23 protein-coding genes are annotated in these 20,622 nt (G+C 34.1%); 17 read left to right on the plus strand and 6 right to left on the minus strand.

Annotated features, from left to right (window positions below):
• The first annotated feature begins 7 nt into the window (after positions 1-7).
• The 9 genes from AC1RRQ_RS22390 to AC1RRQ_RS22430 all read left to right on the plus strand — a co-directional run bounded on the left by AC1RRQ_RS22390 (position 8) and on the right by AC1RRQ_RS22430 (position 7,374).
• Entirely contained in the window at positions 8-598 is a 591-nt protein-coding gene (locus AC1RRQ_RS22390) for a hypothetical protein (RefSeq protein ID WP_493025224.1), read from the plus strand.
• Positions 599-675: 77 nt separating this feature from the next.
• Complete coding sequence (locus AC1RRQ_RS22395) at positions 676-1,113, plus strand: acyl-CoA thioesterase (RefSeq protein ID WP_493025225.1); 438 nt, start codon at positions 676-678, stop codon at positions 1,111-1,113.
• Positions 1,114-1,298: 185 nt separating this feature from the next.
• The gene (locus tag AC1RRQ_RS22400) at positions 1,299-2,135 is read left to right on the plus strand and encodes a mechanosensitive ion channel family protein (RefSeq protein WP_493025226.1); all 837 of its coding nucleotides are present in this window, start codon (positions 1,299-1,301) and stop codon (positions 2,133-2,135) included.
• Between the two features lie 148 nt (positions 2,136-2,283).
• The gene (locus AC1RRQ_RS22405) at positions 2,284-3,273 is read left to right on the plus strand and encodes an alpha/beta fold hydrolase (RefSeq protein WP_493025227.1); all 990 of its coding nucleotides are present in this window, start codon (positions 2,284-2,286) and stop codon (positions 3,271-3,273) included.
• A 24-nt stretch (positions 3,274-3,297) separates the two neighbouring features.
• The gene (locus tag AC1RRQ_RS22410) at positions 3,298-3,687 is read left to right on the plus strand and encodes a DUF1398 domain-containing protein (RefSeq protein ID WP_493025229.1); all 390 of its coding nucleotides are present in this window, start codon (positions 3,298-3,300) and stop codon (positions 3,685-3,687) included.
• 8 nt (positions 3,688-3,695) lie between these two features.
• The gene (locus AC1RRQ_RS22415; RefSeq protein ID WP_493025230.1) at positions 3,696-4,547 is read left to right on the plus strand and encodes a ThuA domain-containing protein; all 852 of its coding nucleotides are present in this window, start codon (positions 3,696-3,698) and stop codon (positions 4,545-4,547) included.
• A gap of 11 nt (positions 4,548-4,558) precedes the next feature.
• Entirely contained in the window at positions 4,559-5,404 is an 846-nt protein-coding gene (locus AC1RRQ_RS22420) for a sulfurtransferase (protein ID WP_493025231.1), read from the plus strand.
• Positions 5,405-5,517: 113 nt separating this feature from the next.
• Positions 5,518-6,759 carry an ABC transporter ATP-binding protein gene (locus AC1RRQ_RS22425; protein WP_493025232.1) on the plus strand — a complete coding sequence of 414 codons (1,242 nt, stop codon included), beginning with the start codon at positions 5,518-5,520 and terminating at the stop codon, positions 6,757-6,759.
• Between the two features lie 6 nt (positions 6,760-6,765).
• Positions 6,766-7,374, plus strand: coding sequence for a hypothetical protein (locus AC1RRQ_RS22430; protein ID WP_493025234.1), 609 nt, complete (start codon positions 6,766-6,768; stop codon positions 7,372-7,374).
• Positions 7,375-7,489: 115 nt separating this feature from the next.
• On the opposite strand, the gene AC1RRQ_RS22435 is transcribed toward AC1RRQ_RS22430, so the two are convergent.
• Together AC1RRQ_RS22435 and AC1RRQ_RS22440 are read right to left on the minus strand one after the other, a co-directional pair.
• A complete protein-coding gene (locus tag AC1RRQ_RS22435) occupies positions 7,490-8,533 on the minus strand; it encodes an RluA family pseudouridine synthase (protein WP_493025235.1) in 1,044 nt (347 codons plus the stop codon).
• Positions 8,523-9,140, minus strand: a complete 618-nt coding sequence (locus AC1RRQ_RS22440; protein ID WP_493025236.1) for a PASTA domain-containing protein — start codon at positions 9,138-9,140, stop codon at positions 8,523-8,525. The genes AC1RRQ_RS22435 and AC1RRQ_RS22440 overlap by 11 nt, the downstream gene beginning before the upstream one ends.
• Positions 9,141-9,564: 424 nt before the next feature.
• On the opposite strand from AC1RRQ_RS22440, the gene AC1RRQ_RS22445 reads away from it, so the two are divergent.
• The 4 genes from AC1RRQ_RS22445 (at position 9,565) to AC1RRQ_RS22460 (ending at position 12,766) form a co-directional block, all read left to right on the plus strand.
• Positions 9,565-10,536 carry a D-alanine--D-alanine ligase gene (locus AC1RRQ_RS22445; RefSeq protein ID WP_493025237.1) on the plus strand — a complete coding sequence of 324 codons (972 nt, stop codon included), beginning with the start codon at positions 9,565-9,567 and terminating at the stop codon, positions 10,534-10,536.
• Between the two features lie 153 nt (positions 10,537-10,689).
• Positions 10,690-11,382, plus strand: coding sequence for a DUF421 domain-containing protein (locus tag AC1RRQ_RS22450; protein ID WP_493025238.1), 693 nt, complete (start codon positions 10,690-10,692; stop codon positions 11,380-11,382).
• A gap of 95 nt (positions 11,383-11,477) precedes the next feature.
• Positions 11,478-11,936, plus strand: coding sequence for a pantetheine-phosphate adenylyltransferase (gene coaD / locus AC1RRQ_RS22455; RefSeq protein WP_493025240.1), 459 nt, complete (start codon positions 11,478-11,480; stop codon positions 11,934-11,936).
• 251 nt (positions 11,937-12,187) lie between these two features.
• Entirely contained in the window at positions 12,188-12,766 is a 579-nt protein-coding gene (locus tag AC1RRQ_RS22460) for a PhnA domain-containing protein (RefSeq protein ID WP_493025241.1), read from the plus strand.
• 153 nt (positions 12,767-12,919) lie between these two features.
• Here the strand turns inward: AC1RRQ_RS22460 and AC1RRQ_RS22465 are convergent, their stop codons facing one another.
• Positions 12,920-13,366, minus strand: a complete 447-nt coding sequence (locus AC1RRQ_RS22465; protein WP_493025242.1) for a hypothetical protein — start codon at positions 13,364-13,366, stop codon at positions 12,920-12,922.
• Between the two features lie 177 nt (positions 13,367-13,543).
• On the minus strand, positions 13,544-14,905 hold the full coding sequence (locus tag AC1RRQ_RS22470) for a DEAD/DEAH box helicase (RefSeq protein ID WP_493025243.1): 1,362 nt from the start codon (positions 14,903-14,905) through the stop codon (positions 13,544-13,546).
• A gap of 287 nt (positions 14,906-15,192) precedes the next feature.
• Here AC1RRQ_RS22470 and AC1RRQ_RS22475 point away from each other — a divergent pair, with 287 nt between their 5' ends.
• Together AC1RRQ_RS22475 and AC1RRQ_RS22480 are read left to right on the plus strand one after the other, a co-directional pair.
• On the plus strand, positions 15,193-16,920 hold the full coding sequence (locus AC1RRQ_RS22475) for a M14 family metallopeptidase (RefSeq protein WP_493025244.1): 1,728 nt from the start codon (positions 15,193-15,195) through the stop codon (positions 16,918-16,920).
• Positions 16,921-17,051: 131 nt separating this feature from the next.
• Positions 17,052-17,567 (plus strand): hypothetical protein, encoded by a 516-nt coding sequence (locus tag AC1RRQ_RS22480; RefSeq protein WP_493025245.1) that lies wholly within the window; start codon positions 17,052-17,054, stop codon positions 17,565-17,567.
• A 156-nt stretch (positions 17,568-17,723) separates the two neighbouring features.
• Here AC1RRQ_RS22480 and AC1RRQ_RS22485 read toward each other — a convergent pair whose 3' ends face one another.
• Complete coding sequence (locus AC1RRQ_RS22485) at positions 17,724-18,527, minus strand: hypothetical protein (RefSeq protein ID WP_493025246.1); 804 nt, start codon at positions 18,525-18,527, stop codon at positions 17,724-17,726.
• 327 nt (positions 18,528-18,854) lie between these two features.
• Between AC1RRQ_RS22485 and AC1RRQ_RS22490 the strand changes: the two genes are divergently transcribed.
• Entirely contained in the window at positions 18,855-19,085 is a 231-nt protein-coding gene (locus AC1RRQ_RS22490; RefSeq protein ID WP_493025247.1) for a DUF4287 domain-containing protein, read from the plus strand.
• A gap of 202 nt (positions 19,086-19,287) precedes the next feature.
• On the opposite strand, the gene AC1RRQ_RS22495 is transcribed toward AC1RRQ_RS22490, so the two are convergent.
• Positions 19,288-19,896 carry an NUDIX hydrolase gene (locus AC1RRQ_RS22495; protein WP_493025249.1) on the minus strand — a complete coding sequence of 203 codons (609 nt, stop codon included), beginning with the start codon at positions 19,894-19,896 and terminating at the stop codon, positions 19,288-19,290.
• Between the two features lie 7 nt (positions 19,897-19,903).
• Here AC1RRQ_RS22495 and pyrE point away from each other — a divergent pair, with 7 nt between their 5' ends.
• Positions 19,904-20,548, plus strand: a complete 645-nt coding sequence (gene pyrE / locus AC1RRQ_RS22500; RefSeq protein WP_493025250.1) for an orotate phosphoribosyltransferase — start codon at positions 19,904-19,906, stop codon at positions 20,546-20,548.
• The last annotated feature ends 74 nt before the right edge of the window (positions 20,549-20,622 follow it).

Consider the following 20,622-nt stretch of genomic DNA (forward strand, 5'->3'; position numbering starts at 1 on the left):
GCCACTAATGTCAAAATTCTTTTTACTATTTCTCTCCCTGTTCTCAGTCACACTCTTTGCTCAAAAAGACAATTTCAATAAAGAAATTGCTAAAGCAAAAGGCGACTTAAACAAAGATGGATTAATCGATTATGCCGAGGTTTTACAAGATACTTTAAACGAAAAACATCCGTATAAAATCAATATTTATTTTGCTGAACCAAATGGCGGTTTCAAACTTAATATTTCTTCTACACAAGCCATTGACCCGCAATATCCGGAAGGCAAAAACGGATACAGTAACGGAAATTCATTTTATGAAATTAAAATCGTAAAAGGAATTTTAATTATCAGCAACGAACTTATTAGAGGACATTTTGAACATAAATTCAGATATCAAAACGGGAATTTCGAGCTCATTGGTTTTTCAGAAGTTTATTCGGATGGACAGGGAACTATGGGAACAATCGATTTTAATTTATCAACCGGAATCAGACTCAAAACAACAGAGCCATACGGGCAGGATGATTTTCCTGTTACCCATACAAAAAAGAAAATCGTAATTAAACCATTACCCAAACTGCAAGACTTTGTTCCTTTTAAAACAGAATATTATTAATACTTTTAACTATTCAGGAAAACAGTTTTTCTATTTTATTCGTAATTTCGGTTTCTCATTAAAATTAAAATTAAAAAATGGCATCATTTAGTAAAGAAATATCTTTTCGCTGGTCAGATCTTGACCCTAATTTTCACGTTCGTCACAGTGCATATTACGATTTTGGCGCACAACATCGTATCGAAATCCTTGAAGAATTAGGCTTAACCCTAAAAGTAATGCAAACACAAGGTTTTGGCCCTGTTTTATTTAGAGAAGAATGTGTTTTCAGAAAAGAATTAAAACTTTCAGACAAGATATTCATCCACACCAAAACATCAAAAATGAAAGCCGATGCTTCGCGTTGGTCTATCATTCACGAATTTAGAAGAGAAGATGATACACTTTGTGCAGTTATTACCGTTGACGGTGCATGGATGGATACTAAATTAAGAAAATTAGCTTCTCCAACGCCGGAAATTGCGATTCAGGCACTGAGTATTTTCCCTAAAAGCGATGATTTCGTTGGACTTTAAGTTAAAAAAAAAGATCAAAATATAAAAATCCAAAAGCAGAAGTCTAAATTCTGTTTTTGGATTTTTTCTTTTTTAGAATTTTCAATATCAAAACCATTCTTTTTAAAATTGTTATTTTAGATATGTCGTATTATATTTAATAACAATAACTTTGTTAAACTACGAATTTAAAATATCAAAAGCTTATGTTCGACTTTGCAAAAGACTTTAGAATAGGCATAATCATTTCTATAATTGCACTTACCACAATTATTTTAGGAGCAGTTACGGATAAAGTATTACGCTATTTTTTGTATCGAAAACTAAGTAATAAAGAATATGATGCAACCGGATTCAAATTCTTAAAACACTTAATCATAACCGTAATTTACATTTTGGGATTTGCTTTTGCCTTAATTCAAATTCCCGAATTTAGAATCATTGGTCATTCCTTTCTGGCTGGTGCAGGTGTTATATCTATAGTTGCCGGTTTAGCTTCGCAACAGGCTTTGAGTAATATTGTAAGCGGTATTTTTCTCGTAATTTTTAAACCTTTTAGAATTAATGATAAAATCACTATCAACAATTTTGTAGGCACGGTTGAAGATATAAACCTTAGACAAGTTGTTTTAAAAGATGCCGAAAACAACCGAATCATAATTCCGAACTCCGTAATAAGCGCTCAGATTATTGTAAATACTAATATGCACGATACAAAATGCTGTAAAATAATCGAAATAGGAATTGGCTACGAATCAAATGTTGAAGAAGCACTGGAAATAATGAAAGATGAAATTTCTAAACATCCGCTTTTTGTCGATACCAGAACTGCCGAAAACAAAAAACAAAATACGCCTTTGGTAATTGCAAGAGTTGTAGCTCTTGCCGATTCCAGCGTAACATTAAAAGCCTGGGCCTGGGCAAAAAATTCTACAGATGGTTTTGTTATGTACTGCGATTTACTGCAAAGCATAAAAAAACGTTTTGATGAAGCCGCAATAGACATTCCATATCCGCAAAGAGTAGTAACAATAAAGAAATAGCTTAAAAAAGACAACCACAAATATTGCAGCCGTAATGGCATAATTGTAACAGTTTTCATTTATTTTCTGATAATTTTAAGACATTAATCTTTGCATTTCAAAATGCATAGCGGTAAATTTATAATCCTTAATAAAAACCTGCATCTAAATGAAAACTATAAAACTCATTATATTATTACTGCCCCTTTTTTGCTTTTCGCAAGAAGAAAAAATAAAGCAGTTAGACATCAACTTAACAAATTACGAATATCCGTTTCCCGTACAATTTTTAGAATTGAGCAATCAGCGTCAATATTTAAAAATGGCTTATATGGATGTAAAACCAGCCAATTACAACAATAAAAACATTGTATTACTTCACGGAAAAAACTTTAACGGCGCTTATTGGGAAACCACTATAAAAGCCTTAACAAAAGAAGGATATCGCGTTATTGTTCCAGATCAGATAGGTTTTGGGAAATCATCAAAACCAGATAATTTTCAATATACATTTCAGCAGTTTGCAGAGAATACTAAAAAACTGCTCGATCATTTAGGAATTGAAAAAGCCACTATTCTAGGGCATTCTATGGGCGGTATGTTAGCTGCAAGATTTACTTTGATGTACCCGGAAACAGCAGAAAAACTAGTTTTAGAAAACCCAATTGGCTTAGAAGACTGGAAATTGGTTGTTCCGTACAAACCTGTAGATTGGTGGTATGAATCGGAATTAAAACAAAATTACGAGGGTATTAAAAAATACCAAATGGCGAATTATTATGATGAAAAATGGAACGCCGATTACCAAAAATGGGCCGAACTTGGCGCCGGATGGACTTCGGCGCCAAACTACAGCATAGTAGCCTGGAATTCTGCTTTAATGTACGACATGATCTTTACCCAGCCGGTTTTATACGAATTTAAAAACATCAAAAGTCCTACGCTTTTAATCATCGGAACCAGAGATAAAACCGCAATTGGAAAACCTTTGGTATCTGAAGAAATCAGAAAAACAATGGGTAATTATGCCGAACTGGGCAAAAAAACTCAAAAAGCAATTCCGAATTCTAAATTAGTCGAAGTACCCAACACCGGACATTTACCGCACATTGAATCTTTCGATCAATTTATAAAACCATTAATCGTATTTTTGAAATAAATAACTAAAAAAATTAAATATCTTATGTTTACAATTGACCAAATTAAAGAAGCACATTCTAAAGTAAAATCAGGTGCTGATTTTCCAAATTATATACAAGACCTAATTATTTTGGGTGTAAAAGGTTACGACACTTTCGTGAATGACGGACACGTCGAATATTATGGCGTAAATAACTACACGGTAACTTCTGACGAAAAATACAATCCAATTTCGGTTGCAGTAACCGTTAACAAGGAACTTTTTATTGAATTTTTAGTAAAACATCAGCAAGGAGAAACAGATTATCTTACTTTTTGCAATCATGCCGGACAATGCGGTATTGCAAAATGGAGAGTCGATATTATCGAAATGACCTGCACTTATTTTGATATTGCCGGAAACGAAATATTAATTGAAAAAATTCCAGGTTAATTTTAAAAATGAGCAGTTTTAACCTATTTCATTCAGCAGCCAAAAAAGGAACTTTAGTATTGCTTTTACTGATCTCTTTTACAGGATTTTCACAGCACAAAAAAGAAAAAACTAAATTTAAAGTAATTGCTTTTTATACGGCAAAAAACGATCAGGCCCATATTAGTTTCGTTCACGAAGCCAACAAATGGTTCCCAAAGATTGCCCAAGAAAATCATTTCGTTTACGATTCTACATACAATTGGAACAACTTAAACGCAAAATTTCTGGCCAATTATCAAGTGGTTTTATTTTTAGACACCAGACCAGAAGCTCCGGAACAAAGAGAAGCTTTCCAAAAATACATGGAAAACGGCGGTGGTTTTATGGGCTTTCATTTCTCGGCTTTTGCTTTAAACAATTCCAGCTATCCACAAAACTGGAACTGGTATCACAATACTTTTTTAGGTTCTGGCGAATACGGAAGCAATACCTGGAAACCAACATCAGCCGTTTTAAAAGTCGAGAAACAGCATCCGGCAACCAAAAATCTGCCTAAAACTTTTACTTCGGCACCAAACGAATGGTATCGCTGGGGAAATGATTTAACCAAAAATCCTGATATTGAAATTCTGGTTGCTATTGACCCTAGCAGTTTTCCTTTAGGAACAGGACCAAAAGCGCACGAAATCTGGCACAGTGGTTATTATCCCGTTGTTTGGACCAATAAAAAGTACAAAATGCTTTATGTAAACATGGGACATAACGATATTGATTACGAACACGGAACCAACAAAACGCTTTCGTATACTTTTGATAATAAAACCGAAAGCAAATTAATTCTCGACGGATTACTTTGGTTAGGAAACTCTAAAAAATAAATCAATTTACAATGGCTGGCAAACTTTCTCCCATAATCTCAGCAGAAGAATTATTAAAACTTGATTTATCTGAAATCATATTAATTGATGCCAGAGCAGGAATTAATGCCGAGGAAAATTACAAAATAGAACACTTAAAAAACGCTCGATATGTTGATTTAAACAAAGATCTGGCAACTGTCGCAGATCCTGCAAATGGCGGCAGACATCCTCTGCCATCTTTTGCTAAATTTTCTGAAGTGCTTTCTAAACTCGAAATTCTGCCTTCTTCTCACGTCATTATTTACGATGATAAAAACGGCTCAAATGCCGCTGCAAGATTTTGGTGGATGCTAAAAGCAATTGGGCATGAAAAAGTTCAGGTTTTAGATGGTGGTTTGCAAGAAGCTATAAAAGCAGGATTCCCCGTAAGCAATCAGCCGGAAAGTTTTAAACCAGCCGAAAAATATCCAATTTCAGAATGGAAACTAGGTTTAGCCGCTATAGACGAAGTTGAAACGGCTCGAAATAACAGCCAAAATATTGTAATTGATGTAAGAGATAAAAACCGTTTTGACGGGCTCACAGAACCGCTGGATTTAATCGCCGGACATATTCCCGGAGCCATAAATGTTCCGTTTAGCGAAAATCTCGACGAAAACGGTCTTTTTAAATCTCCTGAAATTCTGGCAAAAAAATACGATGCTATTTTAGAAAATAAATCCTCTCAAAATACAATTGTTCATTGCGGATCAGGAGTTACGGCCTGTCATACGCTATTAGCCTTGGATTATGCAGGAATTGAAATCCCGAAACTCTATGTGGGTTCCTGGAGCGAATGGTCGAGAAATGACCGCGAAATGGCAACAAAAAACTAAATAAACTTTATTCTTTTTGCCGCAGATTAAAGGATTAAAATGATTCAATCTGTGTAAATCTTCTATCCCGATGGCTATCGGGAGTGGCAAAAGAAACTTTTAATAATACAAAAATGCAGCATTGGGATATACTTTTATCAAATCAGGTAAATAAAAAAGCCTTTATAGATTCGCTTCTTTCCGGAGAAGCAAAAGACGAATTAGCCGTTTTTAACAACCAAAAAGGGATTTTATTCTCTGACATCGCCATCGAAAAATTCATTGAAAAAGAATACCAATACGATATTGTCGAGGCATCTCCGGATTCGCACAGACAATTACGTACTTTTTCATCTGGCGAACGCAAAAAAGAATTTTTAAAATACTGTATCAATCAAAAACCGGATTTCATCATTTTCGATAATCCGTTCGATCATTTAGATCAAGCTTCAAGAGTCGTTCTGGCCGATTCTTTAAAAGATTTAACCAATGAAATTGCCATAATTCAACTCTTAAATCGTGTTGTTGATGTTTTGGCTTTTGTTCCTAATAAAGCGCAGATTAAAGACAATACTTTTGAATTACACCCTATTTCAAAAACCGAAAATCATTTTAAAACCTTAAATACAGCTTCAATTCCAAAAGCAATTGAACCGCATTCCTTCCACGAAAGTGTATTAATCAAATTAGAAAATGTTTCGGTTAGTTACGACGAAAGAAAAATTCTGGACAACATATCATGGACTATAAAACAAGGTGAATTCTGGCAGTTAATCGGGCCAAACGGTTCGGGTAAAAGCACTATTCTATCCTTAATTACAGGAGATAACCCAAAAGGATTTGGTCAGGATTTATTTTTATTTGGAAGAAAAAAAGGAAGCGGAGAAAGCGTTTGGGACATCAAAAAACAAATTGGAATTTTCGCAACTTCAATGACCGATTTATTTCAGAAAGGACATACTCTGGAAGAAATGATTCTTTCCGGATTCTTCGATTCTATCGGACTTTATATTGAGCCTACAACGCATCAAAAACAAATCGTTTCGCAATGGCTGGAAGTAATCGAAATGACGCATTTAAGAAAAAAACGTTTCATTGACCTTTCTATCGGGCAGCAAAGAGTTGGTTTAATTGTTCGCGCCGTTTTAAAACATCCTCCATTATTAATTTTAGACGAACCCGTAGAAGGTTTAGACGACGAAAATGTAGATCTGGTAATTCAGCTTATCAATACCATAAAACAAGAAACCAACGTTACAATTTTGTACGTTTCGCACAGAATAGAATCTGGCCTTGCTCCTACTTCAGTTTTTGAACTTTTACCATCACCAACGGGTTCAATTGGTAAAATAAAATACCATTCAGAATTAAATTAAAACAAAATGAAACTTAAAATTACAGGAATATTGATCGCATCGTTTTTACTGTTTTCATGTTCCGGCACCATTTCAACAATAAAGAAAGAATATAAACTTACAGATAAGGCATTAAAATCAAACTGGAGTATCAATTTAAACGAATGGTTTCAAAAAAGCGATACTTTAATTGGAACCGGAACTCCAGATCATTGGGGTGTTGCGATGTCTAAAAAACAGCTTCCAAAAAACTACGAAATTGATTTTAAAGTCAATATGACAAAACAATCTTTATTTGAAGTAATGCTCAATTCAGACCAGGAAAATTACATTAGAACCTACCTTTATCAAATTGATCAAAATATTGTAATTGGAAAAGGAGTTTACAACAAAAACAGCGACGAATACGGCAAACGAGGCGGACCAACATTGTTTAAGAAACCTCTGGAATTACAAAATAACAAATGGTATGATGTAAAAATCAGAGTTACAAATAATCAGTTGTTCTTTTCTGTAGACAACAAAACATCCTTAGAATGTTCTCTTGAAAAAAGCAATCTAAGCCAAAAAGGAAAACTAGGATTTCTAACAAACGGCGAAGTCAAAATAATAAATTTGAAGATCAAAACACTATAAAAAACAAAAAAGCTCCTAAAAGGAGCTTTTTTGTTACGAGAAATTCTATTTTCTATTTTCTTTATTCTAAAAATCTAAAATCTAATCTCTAAAATCTAAAATCTAAAATCTAAAATTAGTTCTCATCTTCCGTATTATGCGATTTCACATAATTACGCCATTTCTCTAAACAATCCTGAAAATCCTGAGGTAATTCAGTATCAAAACGCATCATTTCTCCTGTATTTGGGTGAACAAATCCAAGCGTTTTTGCATGCAGCGCCTGACGTGGTAATGCTTTAAAACAATTCTCTATAAACTGCTTGTATTTTGTAAACGTAGTTCCTTTCAAAATCAAATGACCTCCGTAACGCTCATCATTAAAAAGCGGATGTCCAATGTGTTTCATGTGCGCACGAATCTGGTGCGTTCTTCCTGTTTCCAGTTTACACGAAATTAAAGTAACATAACCAAAACGTTCCAAAACTTTATAATGCGTAATAGCAGGTTTCCCAATCTCAGGATCAGCAAAAACCGCCATTTGCATACGGTCTTTAAGATGTCTTGCAAGGTTACCTTCTATCGTTCCTTCTTCTTCGGCAACATTCCCCCAAACAAGAGCAATATACTCACGCTCAGATGTTTTAGCTTCAAATTGTTTTGCCAAATGCGTCATCGCAGCTTCAGTTTTGGCCACAACCAAAAGTCCCGAAGTATCCTTATCAATTCTATGAACCAATCCAGGACGTTCGCTGCTGTTCATTGGCAGATTATCAAAATGATGTGCCAAAGCATTTACCAACGTTCCCGTATAATTTCCGTGACCTGGATGCACCACCATTCCCGGCTCTTTATTAATCAATAAAAGTGCCTCATCTTCGTACACAATATTCAACGGAATATCTTCTGGCAGAATATGGTTTTCAAACGGCGGATGCGATAACATAACCGTCACCACATCAAAAGGTTTTACCTTATAATTTGATTTTACCGGAATATCATTAACAAAGATATTTCCGTCAGTTGCAGCGTTCTGAATTTTGTTGCGCGTTGCATTCTGAATCAAATTCATTAAATATTTGTCAATACGCAAAAGCGCCTGACCTTTAGGGACTTCAAATCTAAAATGTTCGAATAATTCGTCTTCCAGATCTAAATTTTCTTCAATATTATTGTTCATCTTGTGGGGTTTCTACAGGCACTGCAGTACTGTCTGCCTGGCTGTCATCTACATAACTCGCTTTTCCATCACCTAAAACCAAGTCGATTTTAGACGCTTTCAATACACGGTCGCCTACTTTTAAGTTTCTGCCTTTGTAACGCATTTCCAAAACCATATCTTTTCCAAGATTCGGAATATAAGTAATCGTTCCAGCCTCAAGCCCTAAAGCCTTTAAAGTTGGTACCGCTTCACGATATGTTTTTTCAATTAAATCAGGAATCTTAACAGACGAGAATCCCGATGAATTAATTTTAATATATATTTTTCTTCCAACTTTTACCTTTGTTCCCGGCAGCGGATCCTGCTCAACAACACTATATTTTGGAAATTCACTTCGGTAATCAACACTATCCAAAAGCACATAATCTAAGTCCAGTTCATCCAGTTTTGCTTCGACTTGTTCCTCAGTCAGTTTCTCTAAATTAGGAACCGCAATTTCGTGTCCGTGATCAGTTGTAAACGTCAACCAATGCATAAACAAATAACCCAAAACCGCAATAATAGCAGCCGCACTCAATACTTGCAAGAAAAATACTCGGCTAGTTAAATACTTACGTAAACTCATAAATTTATTTTTAGTTGTGGCAAAGATAAAGCTATTTCGTTTCAAAAAAAATGATAATTTTGTTTAAAACGAGAAAGTACTCCAATTGTTATCCTGAGTACCCGCAAGCTTTGAAATAAGCATAATTTTCAGGAGCAATTTCCTGCTGTACGCTGTATCTTTTATGCCGAACACCGGCACAAAAGGATGCCGCTTCCATCAGGGCTAGGCACTCGTTTTCAAAAGAAATTTTTTGTTCTTTATTTTCATTAGAGCAGTCACGATATTGTCAGACTGAGCGAAGTCGAAGTCTCACATAGTGATTCAGCATACGGGACTTCGACTTCGCTCAGTCTGACAAACAAAAAATTAGTGATAATTAGTGCAATTCGTGGCAAAAAACCTGAAACCTGAAACAAATTAAAACTTGAAACAAAATATATAAATGAAAAACATTGCCATTATCATGGGCGGATATTCAAGCGAATTTAAAATTTCGCTTATCAGCGGAAACGTTGTATATCAATATCTTGACAAAACAAAATTCAACGGATTCCGAATTCATATTTTTAAAGAAAAATGGGTTTATGTAGACGCGAACGATGCCGAATTTCCAATTGACAGAAACGATTTCTCTGTTACGGTAAATGGAGAAAAAATCACTTTCGACTGCGTTTTCAATGCCATTCACGGAACTCCGGGTGAAGATGGATTAATGCAGGCTTATTTTGAATTATTAGGCATTCCGCAATCGTCTTGCGATTATTATCAGGCAGCTTTAACTTTCAACAAACGTGATTTATTATCGGTTTTAAAACCATACGGAATCAAAACAGCTATTTCTTATTACCTAAACAAAGGCGATATTATCAATACACAGGAAATCGTTAAAAAAGTAGGTTTGCCATGTTTCGTAAAACCAAACAAAGCTGGTTCAAGTTTCGGAATTTCGAAAGTAAAAACCGAAGCCGAACTTCCAATCGCAATTGAAGTAGCCTATAAAGAAGACAACGAAATTATCATAGAAAGTTTCCTTGACGGAACAGAAGTTTCTGTTGGAGTAATCAATTATAAAGGAGAAATTAAAGTATTACCCATTACCGAAATTGTATCTGATAATGATTTCTTCGATTATGAAGCCAAATACGAAGGAAAATCACAAGAAATCACGCCAGCCAGAATTTCAGACGAGCTAACTCAAAAAGTAGGAGAAACAGCAAAACGTGCTTACGAAGTCTTAAAAATGAAAGGATTCTCAAGAAGTGAATTCATCATTGTAGACAACGAACCATACATGCTCGAAATGAACACCATTCCGGGTTTAACAACCGAAAGTTTGATTCCGCAGCAAGCAAAAGCAGCCGGAATTTCTCTGGAAGATTTATTCACAAATGCAATTGAGCTGGTTCTTTCTTAAAGAAGCTAAGATACTAAGGTTCTGAGATTCTAAGATTTCAGAACCTTTTTTTTCCACTGTCAGACTGAGCGAAGTCGAAGTCAGACAATGCCAAGCCTTTGAACCTAAAAAACTCAGGACCTTAGAATCTCAGAACCTTAGCACCTCAAAAAAATGAAACAAATCTTTGAATGGAATAGACTATTTTTCAACGAACTTCCCGAAGTTTTTCTTCTCGAGGTAATATTTCGTTCAACGGTAATGTTTACCATTTTACTCCTAACATTAAAATTAGCAGGTAAACGAGGCGTAAAACAATTGTCTATTTTCGAAACCGTAATTATTATTGCATTAGGTTCTGCTGCCGGCGATCCTATGTTTTATGAAGATGTCGGAATTGTTCCTGCCGCGATCGTATTTCTAGTAATCATTATTTTGTATCGCACTGTAACCTGGCTTACAGGTAAAAGCAAAAAATTTGAAGAATTTATAGAAGGCAAAACCGAATGTTTAATCAACAATGGAAAATTCTCAATTTCGAGTTTCAAAAAAGAAACCTTGGCACAAGATGAATTTTTCTCTGAACTTCGCGTAAAATCAATTGAACATTTAGGACAAGTAAAACATGCCTTTATAGAACCAAGCGGAGAAATAAGTGTCTTTTTTTATGAAGACAAAGAAGTAAAATACGGGCTTCCTATTTTACCTGCATTATTCAACGAAAAAAGCAAAACTATTTTAACTAACGAAATTCATGCCTGTACATTCTGCGGCCATACACAAGAAGTCCAAAAAGGAACCGCAAACTGTGAAGTCTGTAAAAAAGACGAATGGGTTCCGGCAATAAAAACACTTAGAATAACTTAGAAAAAAATCAAATTTCAAATCTCATTCTGATAGCTATCGGAACCAAAAAAACTTAGAATCTTAGCAACTCAGAACCTTAGAACCTCCAAAAAAAAATGAGAAAAGCAATATTCCCGGGATCATTTGACCCTATTACACTTGGACACGAAGACATTATAAAAAGAGGAATTCCTTTGTTTGATGAAATCGTAATTGCCATTGGTGTCAATGCCGAAAAAAAATACATGTTTTCATTAGAAGAAAGAAAACGCTTTATTGAAGAAACCTTCAAAGACGAACCAAAAGTTTCGGTAATTACCTATGAAGGATTGACAATAGATTTAGCCAAAAAACTTAAAGCCAATTTCATTTTAAGAGGCCTGCGCAACCCCGCCGATTTCGAATTTGAAAAAGCAATTGCACACACCAATAGAAAACTGTCTAAAATAGAAACTGTATTTTTACTAACAGCAGCAAGTACTTCGTTTATCAGTTCAAGCATTGTCCGAGATGTATTGCGTCATGGCGGCGAGTACGAAATGCTGGTTCCTGATGCGGTTAGGGTTACAAAATAAAATTAAATATATTTCAAAGGCCATCGGCTTGAAACATTTTGTAGAGATGGATTTCAATCCATCCAAAAATAATTAACCGCACATAAAGTCATTGCGAGGAACGAAGCAAACACACTATATTTCATTCCGCCAAAATTTAGCAAATGAGATTGCTTCGTTCCTCGCAATGACATATAGAATAATCGAAGCCATAAATTTGCCAGCGAAGCAAATTATAAGTAATTTCGCATTTTTAAAATAAATAATAAGTAATGAGTATCGAAAGAGAATTAAGCAAACGAAGCGGATCAAAATGCGAACTTTGCAGCAACGAAGAGAACCTAAAAGTATATCAAGTACTGCCAACTCAAAAAGGCGGTGTTGACGAAGCTATATTAGCCTGTAATACCTGTATTGACCAAATTGAAAATCCGGACAACGTCGATTTAAATCACTGGAGATGTCTTAACGACAGCATGTGGAATGAGAATATTCCGGTTCAGGTTGTGGCATGGAGAATGTTAAGCCGTTTACGTTCTGCAGGATGGCCTCAGGAATTACTTGATATGATGTATTTAGACGAGGACACACTAGCATGGGCACAAGCAACAGGCGAAGGCGAAGATGATGAAAATAAATTGGTTCACCGCGACAGTAATGGTGTAGTTTTACAACACGGAGATTCGGTTGTATTAATCAAAGATCTTAAAGTAAAAGGATCAAGTATGGTTGCCAAACAAGGAACTGCCGTGCGTAATATTCGTTTAGATCACGAAAACGCCGAATACATTGAAGGAAAAGTAGACGGACAGCAGATAGTGATTATAACGCAATATGTGAAGAAAATATAATTTTTTTTTAGGTTCAAAGAGGCAAAGGTTCAAAGGGACAAAGTTTTTTACAAACTGAAATCAAACCTTTGAACCTTTGTTCCTCTGAAACTTTGAGCCTATAAACAAAAAAAGCTGTTCGATTAGAACAGCTTTTTTGTTTATAATAGAAAATTACTTCTGGAATAATTTACTGATTTGATCTTTAACTAATGGCTCAGAAACACTATTTGTAGCTGCATCTCTGTCTTTGCTTGAAACCATGAATTGAACTGTAGATTTGTCTGGAACAACGTTTCCTGTATAGTGTAACCAAATATAGTTGTTTGGTAATTCTAATTTAATATCATACAACGGGCTAGCTGTAAAACCACCCATAATAATGTTGTAAAGATTGGTATAATCGTTATTTAGGTTTTTAAACGAAAATTTTCTTAGAGGTGAAGAATCATCATCGTTTAAAATACTTGTGTAGTACACAGTATACTCGTCTCCAATTTTCTGAATGTAGTTGTTATTTACTTTTCCTAATTTTTCAACAGGAACTGTTTCAAGAACTTTGATTTGCGCAAACGAAACAAAGCTAAAGAACAAAATGGCAATGGTAATAATCTTTTTCATAATGAATTTGGGGTTACAATTTTACTGCAACAAAAAAACACAGAAATATTGAAAAAACACCTATCAATTCATTATTTTTTTAACACAAAAATGTTAATCTTATGCATGAAATTATAAAAAACTGATACACAGAACCATAAAATAAAAAACTAACCTTGTAAGACTATCTCAAAAAGCCTAAAATTTCTTATTTTTCTCTTCTTCTTTCTTTATTACATTGCGGGCAACTTCAATTTTAAATTTTTTACCCTTCATTTTCTCATCTTTGATATTCTTTAAGAGTTCTTTTACTTTCCCGAATTTCACTGCTGCAAACGAAACAAAATCTTTTACTTCAATAAGTCCTAAATCGTCTTTTTCCAGTTTTCCTTTTTGAGAAAAGAAACCCACAATATCAAACTTATTCAATTTTGTTTTTTTTCCGCCGCTAATGTAAATAGTTTGAAACTCCGGAGGTTTCGGCAGGCTGTTTACGTTTTTTACATCAAGGATTTCCATATCATAATCGATATAATCTAATTGTTTTTCGCTTTCGTGAACAATAATATAGGCCGTTCCCGTTGCCTGCATACGAGCCGTACGTCCGTTACGATGTGTAAACTCATCTTCTTTTAAAGGCAGATGATAATGAATTACGTGTTTCATTTCAGGAATATCCAATCCACGTGCTGCAAGATCAGTCGTGATAAGGTAACTTATACTGCCATTTCTAAACTGAATCAAAGCACGCTCACGTTCGTCCTGATCCATTCCGCCATGATAATAGGTGGCGTAAATTCCTTTTTCGTTTAAAGTATCGCTGATACGTTCTGCAGCATCACGATGATTACAAAATATAATAGCCGACTGCGATTTGAGCGAACAAATCAAATTAAACAAACTTTCCAGCTTATCTTTTGAAGGCGATAAAACCATTTTCATCGAAAGATTTGCTTTTTCTTCTTCTTCCGGAATAAAATCCAAAACGGTTGGGTTTACAACTCGTGTGTATTTCGGAATTTCAATATCAGAAGTAGCCGAAACCAAAACTCTTTTATTCACTTTTGGCAATCTGCTAATAATAAAAGACATCTGTTCGTGAAACCCTAATTGAAGCGATTTATCAAACTCATCTAAAATTAAAGTCTGAATTTTATCCGTTCTAAAAGTGTCTCTATCAATATGATCTGCGATTCTTCCAGGCGTCCCGATTAAAACCGCCGGAGGATTGCTTAAATTCTTAATTTCAGTATCAATCGAGTGTCCGCCGTAACAAATATTTACTTTATACTGCGTTCCCATTTTCTTCCAAACCTGTTCAATCTGCAGTCCAAGTTCGCGCGACGGAACCAAAATCAAACATTGAACAGATAATATTTCCGGCTGTAACAATTCTAAAACAGGAAGCAAAAAAGCCAGTGTTTTTCCAGATCCTGTTGGAGAAAGCAGTAAAACATTATTATCGTTCAAGATCGCATCCTGAGCTGCATCCTGCATTTCGTTCAGGCTCTCAATACCTAAATTCGAAAGTATATTGTTGGAATGGTGATTTTTATTCATTTTGCAAAAGTAGAGAAAATAGTTGGCAGTGTACCGTTTTTAGTATTCAGTTTTCAGTCGCAGTCGCAGTTTTCAGTCTCTGGTCAAGTTTATATACAAATCGCAAAAAATGTTTCCCGCAGATTTTGCAGATTTAAGCAGATACTTTTTTTAATTATAAAAATCCTTTTGATCTGCCTAAATCTGCAAAATCTGCGGGAAACCATTTACCACAAAACATATCAACGTGAAACCTGAAACCTGAAACAAATAAAACTATTATATTTGACTATCAAAAAACCAAAATCATGAGATTTTTCACCATTTTCATTTCACTTTTCACAATAACCCTTTTCGCTCAAAACAATAAAAAATACGATACGTTTTTTGAGAAAGGAAACGGAAATCAATCGGCTTCGTATCAGGAAACTATTGCTTATTTTAAGCTTTTGGCTCATGATTTTCCAATGATTCAAATTAAAGAAATGGGATTAACGGATTCTGGAGAACCTTTACACATAGTGACTTTTAATCCAGATAAAAATTTTGATTTTGAGAAAATCCAGAAAACCAAAGCAGTTCTTTTTGTCAATAACGGAATCCATGCCGGAGAACCGGACGGAATCGACGCGACCATGCAATTTTACAGAGATCTGGCAATTGGAAAATTACAAGCGCCAAAAAATACCGTTTTAGTCTGCATTCCGGTTTATAATATTGGAGGCGCTTTAAACCGAAATTCGACAACTCGCGCCAATCAGGACGGACCAGAAATTTACGGTTTTAGAGGAAATGCCCGAAACTATGATTTGAATCGGGATTTAATGAAATCGGATACTCGAAACACCAAAAGTTTCGTTGAAATATTCCAGAAAATAAATGCCGATGTTTTTATCGATAATCACGTAAGCAATGGTTCTGATTACCAATACAAACTAACCTATATTATGACACAGCATAATAAACTCGGAACCGTTTTGGGCGATTTTATGAACAACGAAATGATGCCGGCACTGGTAAAAGATTTACAGAAAAAGAATATCGAAACAACACCTTATGTTGACTCTTTTAAAGACACACCGGATAAAGGATTCGGGCAATTTGTTGATAGTCCGCGATATACAACGGGTTACACTTCCCTATTTAATACCATTGGTTTTGTGGTCGAAACGCACATGCTGAAAAAATATGCCGAACGTGTAAAAATGACTTACGAATACATGAAATCGACTTTGGATTTTACCGATGCGAATTACATAAAAATTAAAGAACTCCGAGTAAAAAACCTCGAACAATACCTGCCTAAAAAATCTTATACCTTAAAATGGGAATTAGACAGCACAAAAGCCACTACATTTTCGTTTTTAGGATATGAATCCGGTTACAAAAAAAGCGAAGCCACAACAGGAAACCGTTTGTATTACGATCGAAACAGACCTTATAAAAAAGACGTTCCGTATATAAAAGAATTCAAATCGGTTAAGGAAGTTGTGATTCCAAAAGCTTATGTTATACCGAGAGGATATTGGAATATTATCGATCTTTTAAAAAACAATAATATCAGCTATTCACAGCTTAAAAACGATACCATTATAGAAGTTGAAAGTTATAGAATTGCCGATTTTAAAACCGTTCCCTCTGCTTACGAAGGGCATTATTTACATCGAAATACAACGGTAACGTCTAAAATGGTTAAAATGGCTTTCGCCAAAGGTGATTATCTGGTCCCAACAACTCAAAAAGGTGTAAAATATCTATTAGAAGCTTTTGAACCAGAAGGAGTTGATTCATTCTTTAACTGGAATTTCTTCGATCCAATTTTACAGCAAAAAGAACATTATTCTGAATATATTTTTGAAGATACTGCTGCCAATCTTTTAAAAGAAAATCCTGCCCTAAAAGCCGAATTAGAAACCAAAATACAAAACGATCGTGAATTTGCTAAAAACTCCGAAGCGCAATTAGACTGGATTTACAAGCATTCTGTTTTTTATGAAAAGGCGCATATGCAGTATCCTGTTTATCGGGTTTTGTAGTTTTTTTTTGATGGCGTTTTTTTTACCGCAAAGAACGCAAAGATTTTTTTGATTTTGATTGAATTGAGCAAACGCTAAGGTCGCAAAGCTTTATTGGAATTAATATTATATTTATTTAAAATATGACAAATATGGAAAACGTATTAACTAACATTTTTAGCTATTCAATTGTTACCACATTTATTACTTTAATTATTACCAAAATAACTGAAGGGAGAATAAAAAGCTCTTTTGACAAGAAACTCGAACAAACCAAATTGGAACACTCACTTGAAAACGCAAAATTTCAAAATGAATTAGATTCATTAAAAGCGAAAGAAAATTTCAAATTTACTAAGTTACACGAAGAACGCTTTAACGTTTTAAAAACAACTTATGCATTATTGAATAAAACGAGAAATGATTTAGTTAGATATGTTGACATTATAAAAGTTGTTCCAAATAATACAACACATATTGAATACCAGTATCTATTAAACGAAAATTTCCGAAAATCTCACGAAGAATTTATAAGATATATTGATGATAACTTAATCTTTTTAAGTGAAAACCTTGAATCTATTATTGCAATTTTTATACAAGAATGCTTTGAAATCTTTAAAGCTTATGATAAAAATAGTCAAGAAACTTGTAGGAGAATTTTATAATCAAGAAAATTTATTAGCAATCAATGCCTATAAAAGACTTATTGATAATATTCAACCAATTATGATAGATATAAGAGAGGAATTTAGAGAATTATTAGGTGTTAATTTATAATTGAAAATCTAAATTTATTATTAAAATTAATATTTCTGTAATAACTATTTTTCTTTTACATCGAAGATTTTATTTATTTCCATAATTAAAATCTTTCCCTTATTATTAGAATTATTTTTATTTTCTTGATTATCTATTATTCTTATAAAAATATATTTATCATTGTAGTACAAAATTTGTTTTTTTGCTTTAGGATAGGTTTTATCTAAATTAGATTTTACATATTCAACATTAATTAAATCATCATTTAACAAAAATAAATCATGCATTTGGCAACTCACAATATATGTAATTATTAAAATATAAAGAAATAACATAAACTTACAAAGTCTTATACTTAATTTATCTTTTACATCTAATATACGACTTAAAGAATTAAGTAAGTTATAGCAAATCAGAATTGTTCCAAAAGCCAATAAAATAACAAAACCTAAATTTTCTATAGTTGTTGTTGCAAAATACTTTTCCCAAATTAAATTTAAACTTATTACACATATACCTAAAAATGAGAATATATTCACAATATATTTTCTATTAATTTGAGCTTTTGTTAAAGGAGTTTTTGAAGCATTTACATTTTCTTCTGATGCTTTTCCTCCAAACATTTCCAATGTAGTTAAAAACCCCATCAAAGGCGAAATTAAAGCAAATAGTAAAAAACCAAGGATTAACAAACCATCTTGCACAATTTGAGAAATTGAAAAAAATCTAATTAGAGAAAAAGAAATTGCCATTAGTTCAAACAACTGCCATATACCTCCTAAAAATGCTGGAATTATTATTATAATACTTAGATTTTCTCTTAGAAATTTTAATCTCTCGTTTTGACTTTCACTTAGCTTTATCATATATTAACATGTTTTTCTACGAATATAAAAAAAATTATTACAGTTTACCCCGCTAGCGCGAGCATCCCGCTAGTGAACGCAATCTAAGTCAAAACTAAAAAGGGCACGAGCGGGACTCCGCAATGAAAGTCCAATCTTTGTAGAGCTTCTCGCGAAGATTTCTCCTTCGTCGAAATGACAATGATTGTAGTCATTTTGTGTGAAATTAAAGTTCATTACATCCTTGATTTAACATCTTAACAAAGCGAAACTAAAGAAAGAAAAACCTGAAAACCAATTCTATTTTAATTTGTATTTTCGTATTACTTAACTAATAACTTTTATTTTATGTCATTTCAAGGATACTTAAAAACAATTAGAGAAAAAACAGGAAATGGTCCGGCTGAGTTTAGAGCTTTAGCTGAACAAAAAGGTTTTACTGCAAATGGAGAATTAAAGCCGGAAGTAAAAGCCGGTGATATTGTAAATTGGCTTAAAAATGATTTTGCCTTAGGTCAAGGTCATGCAATGGCAATTTACGCATTGCTTAAAGGCATAAAAAATGAGGATAGCGAATAAAAACAAAGAAGAACTCTTTAAACGATTAGCCGCGTGAGGGATAGAAGCAAGCTGCCGAAGCAGTGCGGATAGCCCGACAGCAGTAAAAAAAAGACCCAATGAACGCAAAGTTGATTGGGTCTTTTTTTTAATGGTGGCACGCCCTGATTTTAAAGATGCTAAGGTACTGAGGTGCTGAGAAACTAAGACTGAGGTGCTAAGTTTAATCAACTTTAGCTTTTACTTCTTCTGCAAATAAGAGTTTAATATTCTCGTAGGAATTTTTTAAGGCTTCTTTGATTTGTTCCGGGTTTAACCAGGCTACTTTTTCGATGCCTTCTTCGATTTGTCCGTGTGGGGTTCCTTCAAAATCAGAATGCATTTCGAACCAATGCGTGATTTTGAGTTTGTATTTTCCGTTGCGTTTGAAAATATGATAGGTTTTTTGAAGTTTATTCGTGATTCGGAGCTGGTTTACGCCTGTTTCTTCCTCTACTTCGCGCATTGCGGTGGCTTCAATGTCCTCCCCTTTCTCGATTCCGCCCTTAGGTAAGTCCCATTTTCCGTTTCTGAAGATAAATAAAACCTCTCCTTTTTTGTTATACACAAAACCACCGCCGGCTTTATTTACCGGAATTTTGGCCTTAAGGGTTTTCATAATTTCACTTTCGTCGGGATGATATAAAATAGCTTTTTGAATTTTATTTTGAAATATTTTCACTATAAGCTGTTCGATATCAATACTCTCCAACAAGAACAATTGAAAATCTGTTTCCTTTGAGATTTCATTTGTCAAAAAAAGTGGTTTGTCGTTCACAAAAACTTTATACATTTGTACTATGATTTTTAATAAAGATACTGCCGAAAAAACAGCCGAATTGCTTTTGCAAATAAATGCAATTAAATTGAATCCCGAAAATCCTTTTACATGGGCTTCTGGTTGGAAATCTCCTATTTATTGCGATAATAGGTTAATTCTTTCATTTCCGAGCATCCGAAACTACGTTCGTGATGAGTTTGCGAAAAATATTGAAAAACAATTTGGAAAGCCTGATGTTATTGCTGGTGTTGCCACAGGAGCCATTGGAGTGGGAATTCTTGTTGCCGAAAGCCTTGGATTACCATTTGTATATGTACGTCCTGAGCCTAAAAAACACGGCAGACAAAATCAAGTTGAAGGTTTTTTACAAAAAGGTCAAAATGTTGTTGTGGTTGAAGATTTAATCAGCACAGGAAACAGCAGTTTGCTTGCTGTAGAAGCTTTACGCAACGAAGGTGCTAATATTAAAGGTATGGCTGCGATTTTTACTTATGGCTTTAATGTTGCCGAGGAAAATTTCAAAAATGCAAATATTGATCTATTTACATTAAGCAATTACGAAAATCTATTAGATTTAGCGGTTCAAAAACAATATATCACAGAAGAGCAGCAATCGACCCTGCTTGAATGGAACGAAAGTCCATCGACTTGGGGACAGGAATAGATTTTAGATTTTAGATTTTAGATTTTAGATTTTAGATTTTAGATTTTAGATTTTAGATTTTAGATTTTAGATTT

The organism is Flavobacterium sp. GW821-FHT12A05 (genome assembly GCF_058807735.1).

Excerpts from the sequence above, each read along its gene's own strand:
- coaD (WP_493025240.1), top strand. The coding sequence starts at position 11,478 with ATGAGAAAAGCAATATTCCCGGGATCATTTGACCCTATTACACTTGGA.
- AC1RRQ_RS22430 (WP_493025234.1), top strand. The coding sequence starts at position 6,766 with ATGAAACTTAAAATTACAGGAATATTGATCGCATCGTTTTTACTGTTT.
- AC1RRQ_RS22475 (WP_493025244.1), top strand. The coding sequence starts at position 15,193 with ATGAGATTTTTCACCATTTTCATTTCACTTTTCACAATAACCCTTTTC.
- AC1RRQ_RS22395 (WP_493025225.1), top strand. The coding sequence starts at position 676 with ATGGCATCATTTAGTAAAGAAATATCTTTTCGCTGGTCAGATCTTGAC.
- AC1RRQ_RS22440 (WP_493025236.1), bottom strand. The coding sequence starts at position 9,140 with ATGAGTTTACGTAAGTATTTAACTAGCCGAGTATTTTTCTTGCAAGTA.
- AC1RRQ_RS22470 (WP_493025243.1), bottom strand. The coding sequence starts at position 14,905 with ATGAATAAAAATCACCATTCCAACAATATACTTTCGAATTTAGGTATT.
- AC1RRQ_RS22480 (WP_493025245.1), top strand. The coding sequence starts at position 17,052 with ATGGAAAACGTATTAACTAACATTTTTAGCTATTCAATTGTTACCACA.
- pyrE (WP_493025250.1), top strand. The coding sequence starts at position 19,904 with ATGATTTTTAATAAAGATACTGCCGAAAAAACAGCCGAATTGCTTTTG.
- AC1RRQ_RS22400 (WP_493025226.1), top strand. The coding sequence starts at position 1,299 with ATGTTCGACTTTGCAAAAGACTTTAGAATAGGCATAATCATTTCTATA.
- AC1RRQ_RS22415 (WP_493025230.1), top strand. The coding sequence starts at position 3,696 with ATGAGCAGTTTTAACCTATTTCATTCAGCAGCCAAAAAAGGAACTTTA.
- AC1RRQ_RS22465 (WP_493025242.1), bottom strand. The coding sequence starts at position 13,366 with ATGAAAAAGATTATTACCATTGCCATTTTGTTCTTTAGCTTTGTTTCG.
- AC1RRQ_RS22450 (WP_493025238.1), top strand. The coding sequence starts at position 10,690 with ATGAAACAAATCTTTGAATGGAATAGACTATTTTTCAACGAACTTCCC.
- AC1RRQ_RS22435 (WP_493025235.1), bottom strand. The coding sequence starts at position 8,533 with ATGAACAATAATATTGAAGAAAATTTAGATCTGGAAGACGAATTATTC.
- AC1RRQ_RS22495 (WP_493025249.1), bottom strand. The coding sequence starts at position 19,896 with ATGTATAAAGTTTTTGTGAACGACAAACCACTTTTTTTGACAAATGAA.
- AC1RRQ_RS22490 (WP_493025247.1), top strand. The coding sequence starts at position 18,855 with ATGTCATTTCAAGGATACTTAAAAACAATTAGAGAAAAAACAGGAAAT.
- AC1RRQ_RS22445 (WP_493025237.1), top strand. The coding sequence starts at position 9,565 with ATGAAAAACATTGCCATTATCATGGGCGGATATTCAAGCGAATTTAAA.
- AC1RRQ_RS22485 (WP_493025246.1), bottom strand. The coding sequence starts at position 18,527 with ATGATAAAGCTAAGTGAAAGTCAAAACGAGAGATTAAAATTTCTAAGA.
- AC1RRQ_RS22390 (WP_493025224.1), top strand. The coding sequence starts at position 8 with ATGTCAAAATTCTTTTTACTATTTCTCTCCCTGTTCTCAGTCACACTC.
- AC1RRQ_RS22420 (WP_493025231.1), top strand. The coding sequence starts at position 4,559 with ATGGCTGGCAAACTTTCTCCCATAATCTCAGCAGAAGAATTATTAAAA.
- AC1RRQ_RS22460 (WP_493025241.1), top strand. The coding sequence starts at position 12,188 with ATGAGTATCGAAAGAGAATTAAGCAAACGAAGCGGATCAAAATGCGAA.
- AC1RRQ_RS22425 (WP_493025232.1), top strand. The coding sequence starts at position 5,518 with ATGCAGCATTGGGATATACTTTTATCAAATCAGGTAAATAAAAAAGCC.
- AC1RRQ_RS22405 (WP_493025227.1), top strand. The coding sequence starts at position 2,284 with ATGAAAACTATAAAACTCATTATATTATTACTGCCCCTTTTTTGCTTT.
- AC1RRQ_RS22410 (WP_493025229.1), top strand. The coding sequence starts at position 3,298 with ATGTTTACAATTGACCAAATTAAAGAAGCACATTCTAAAGTAAAATCA.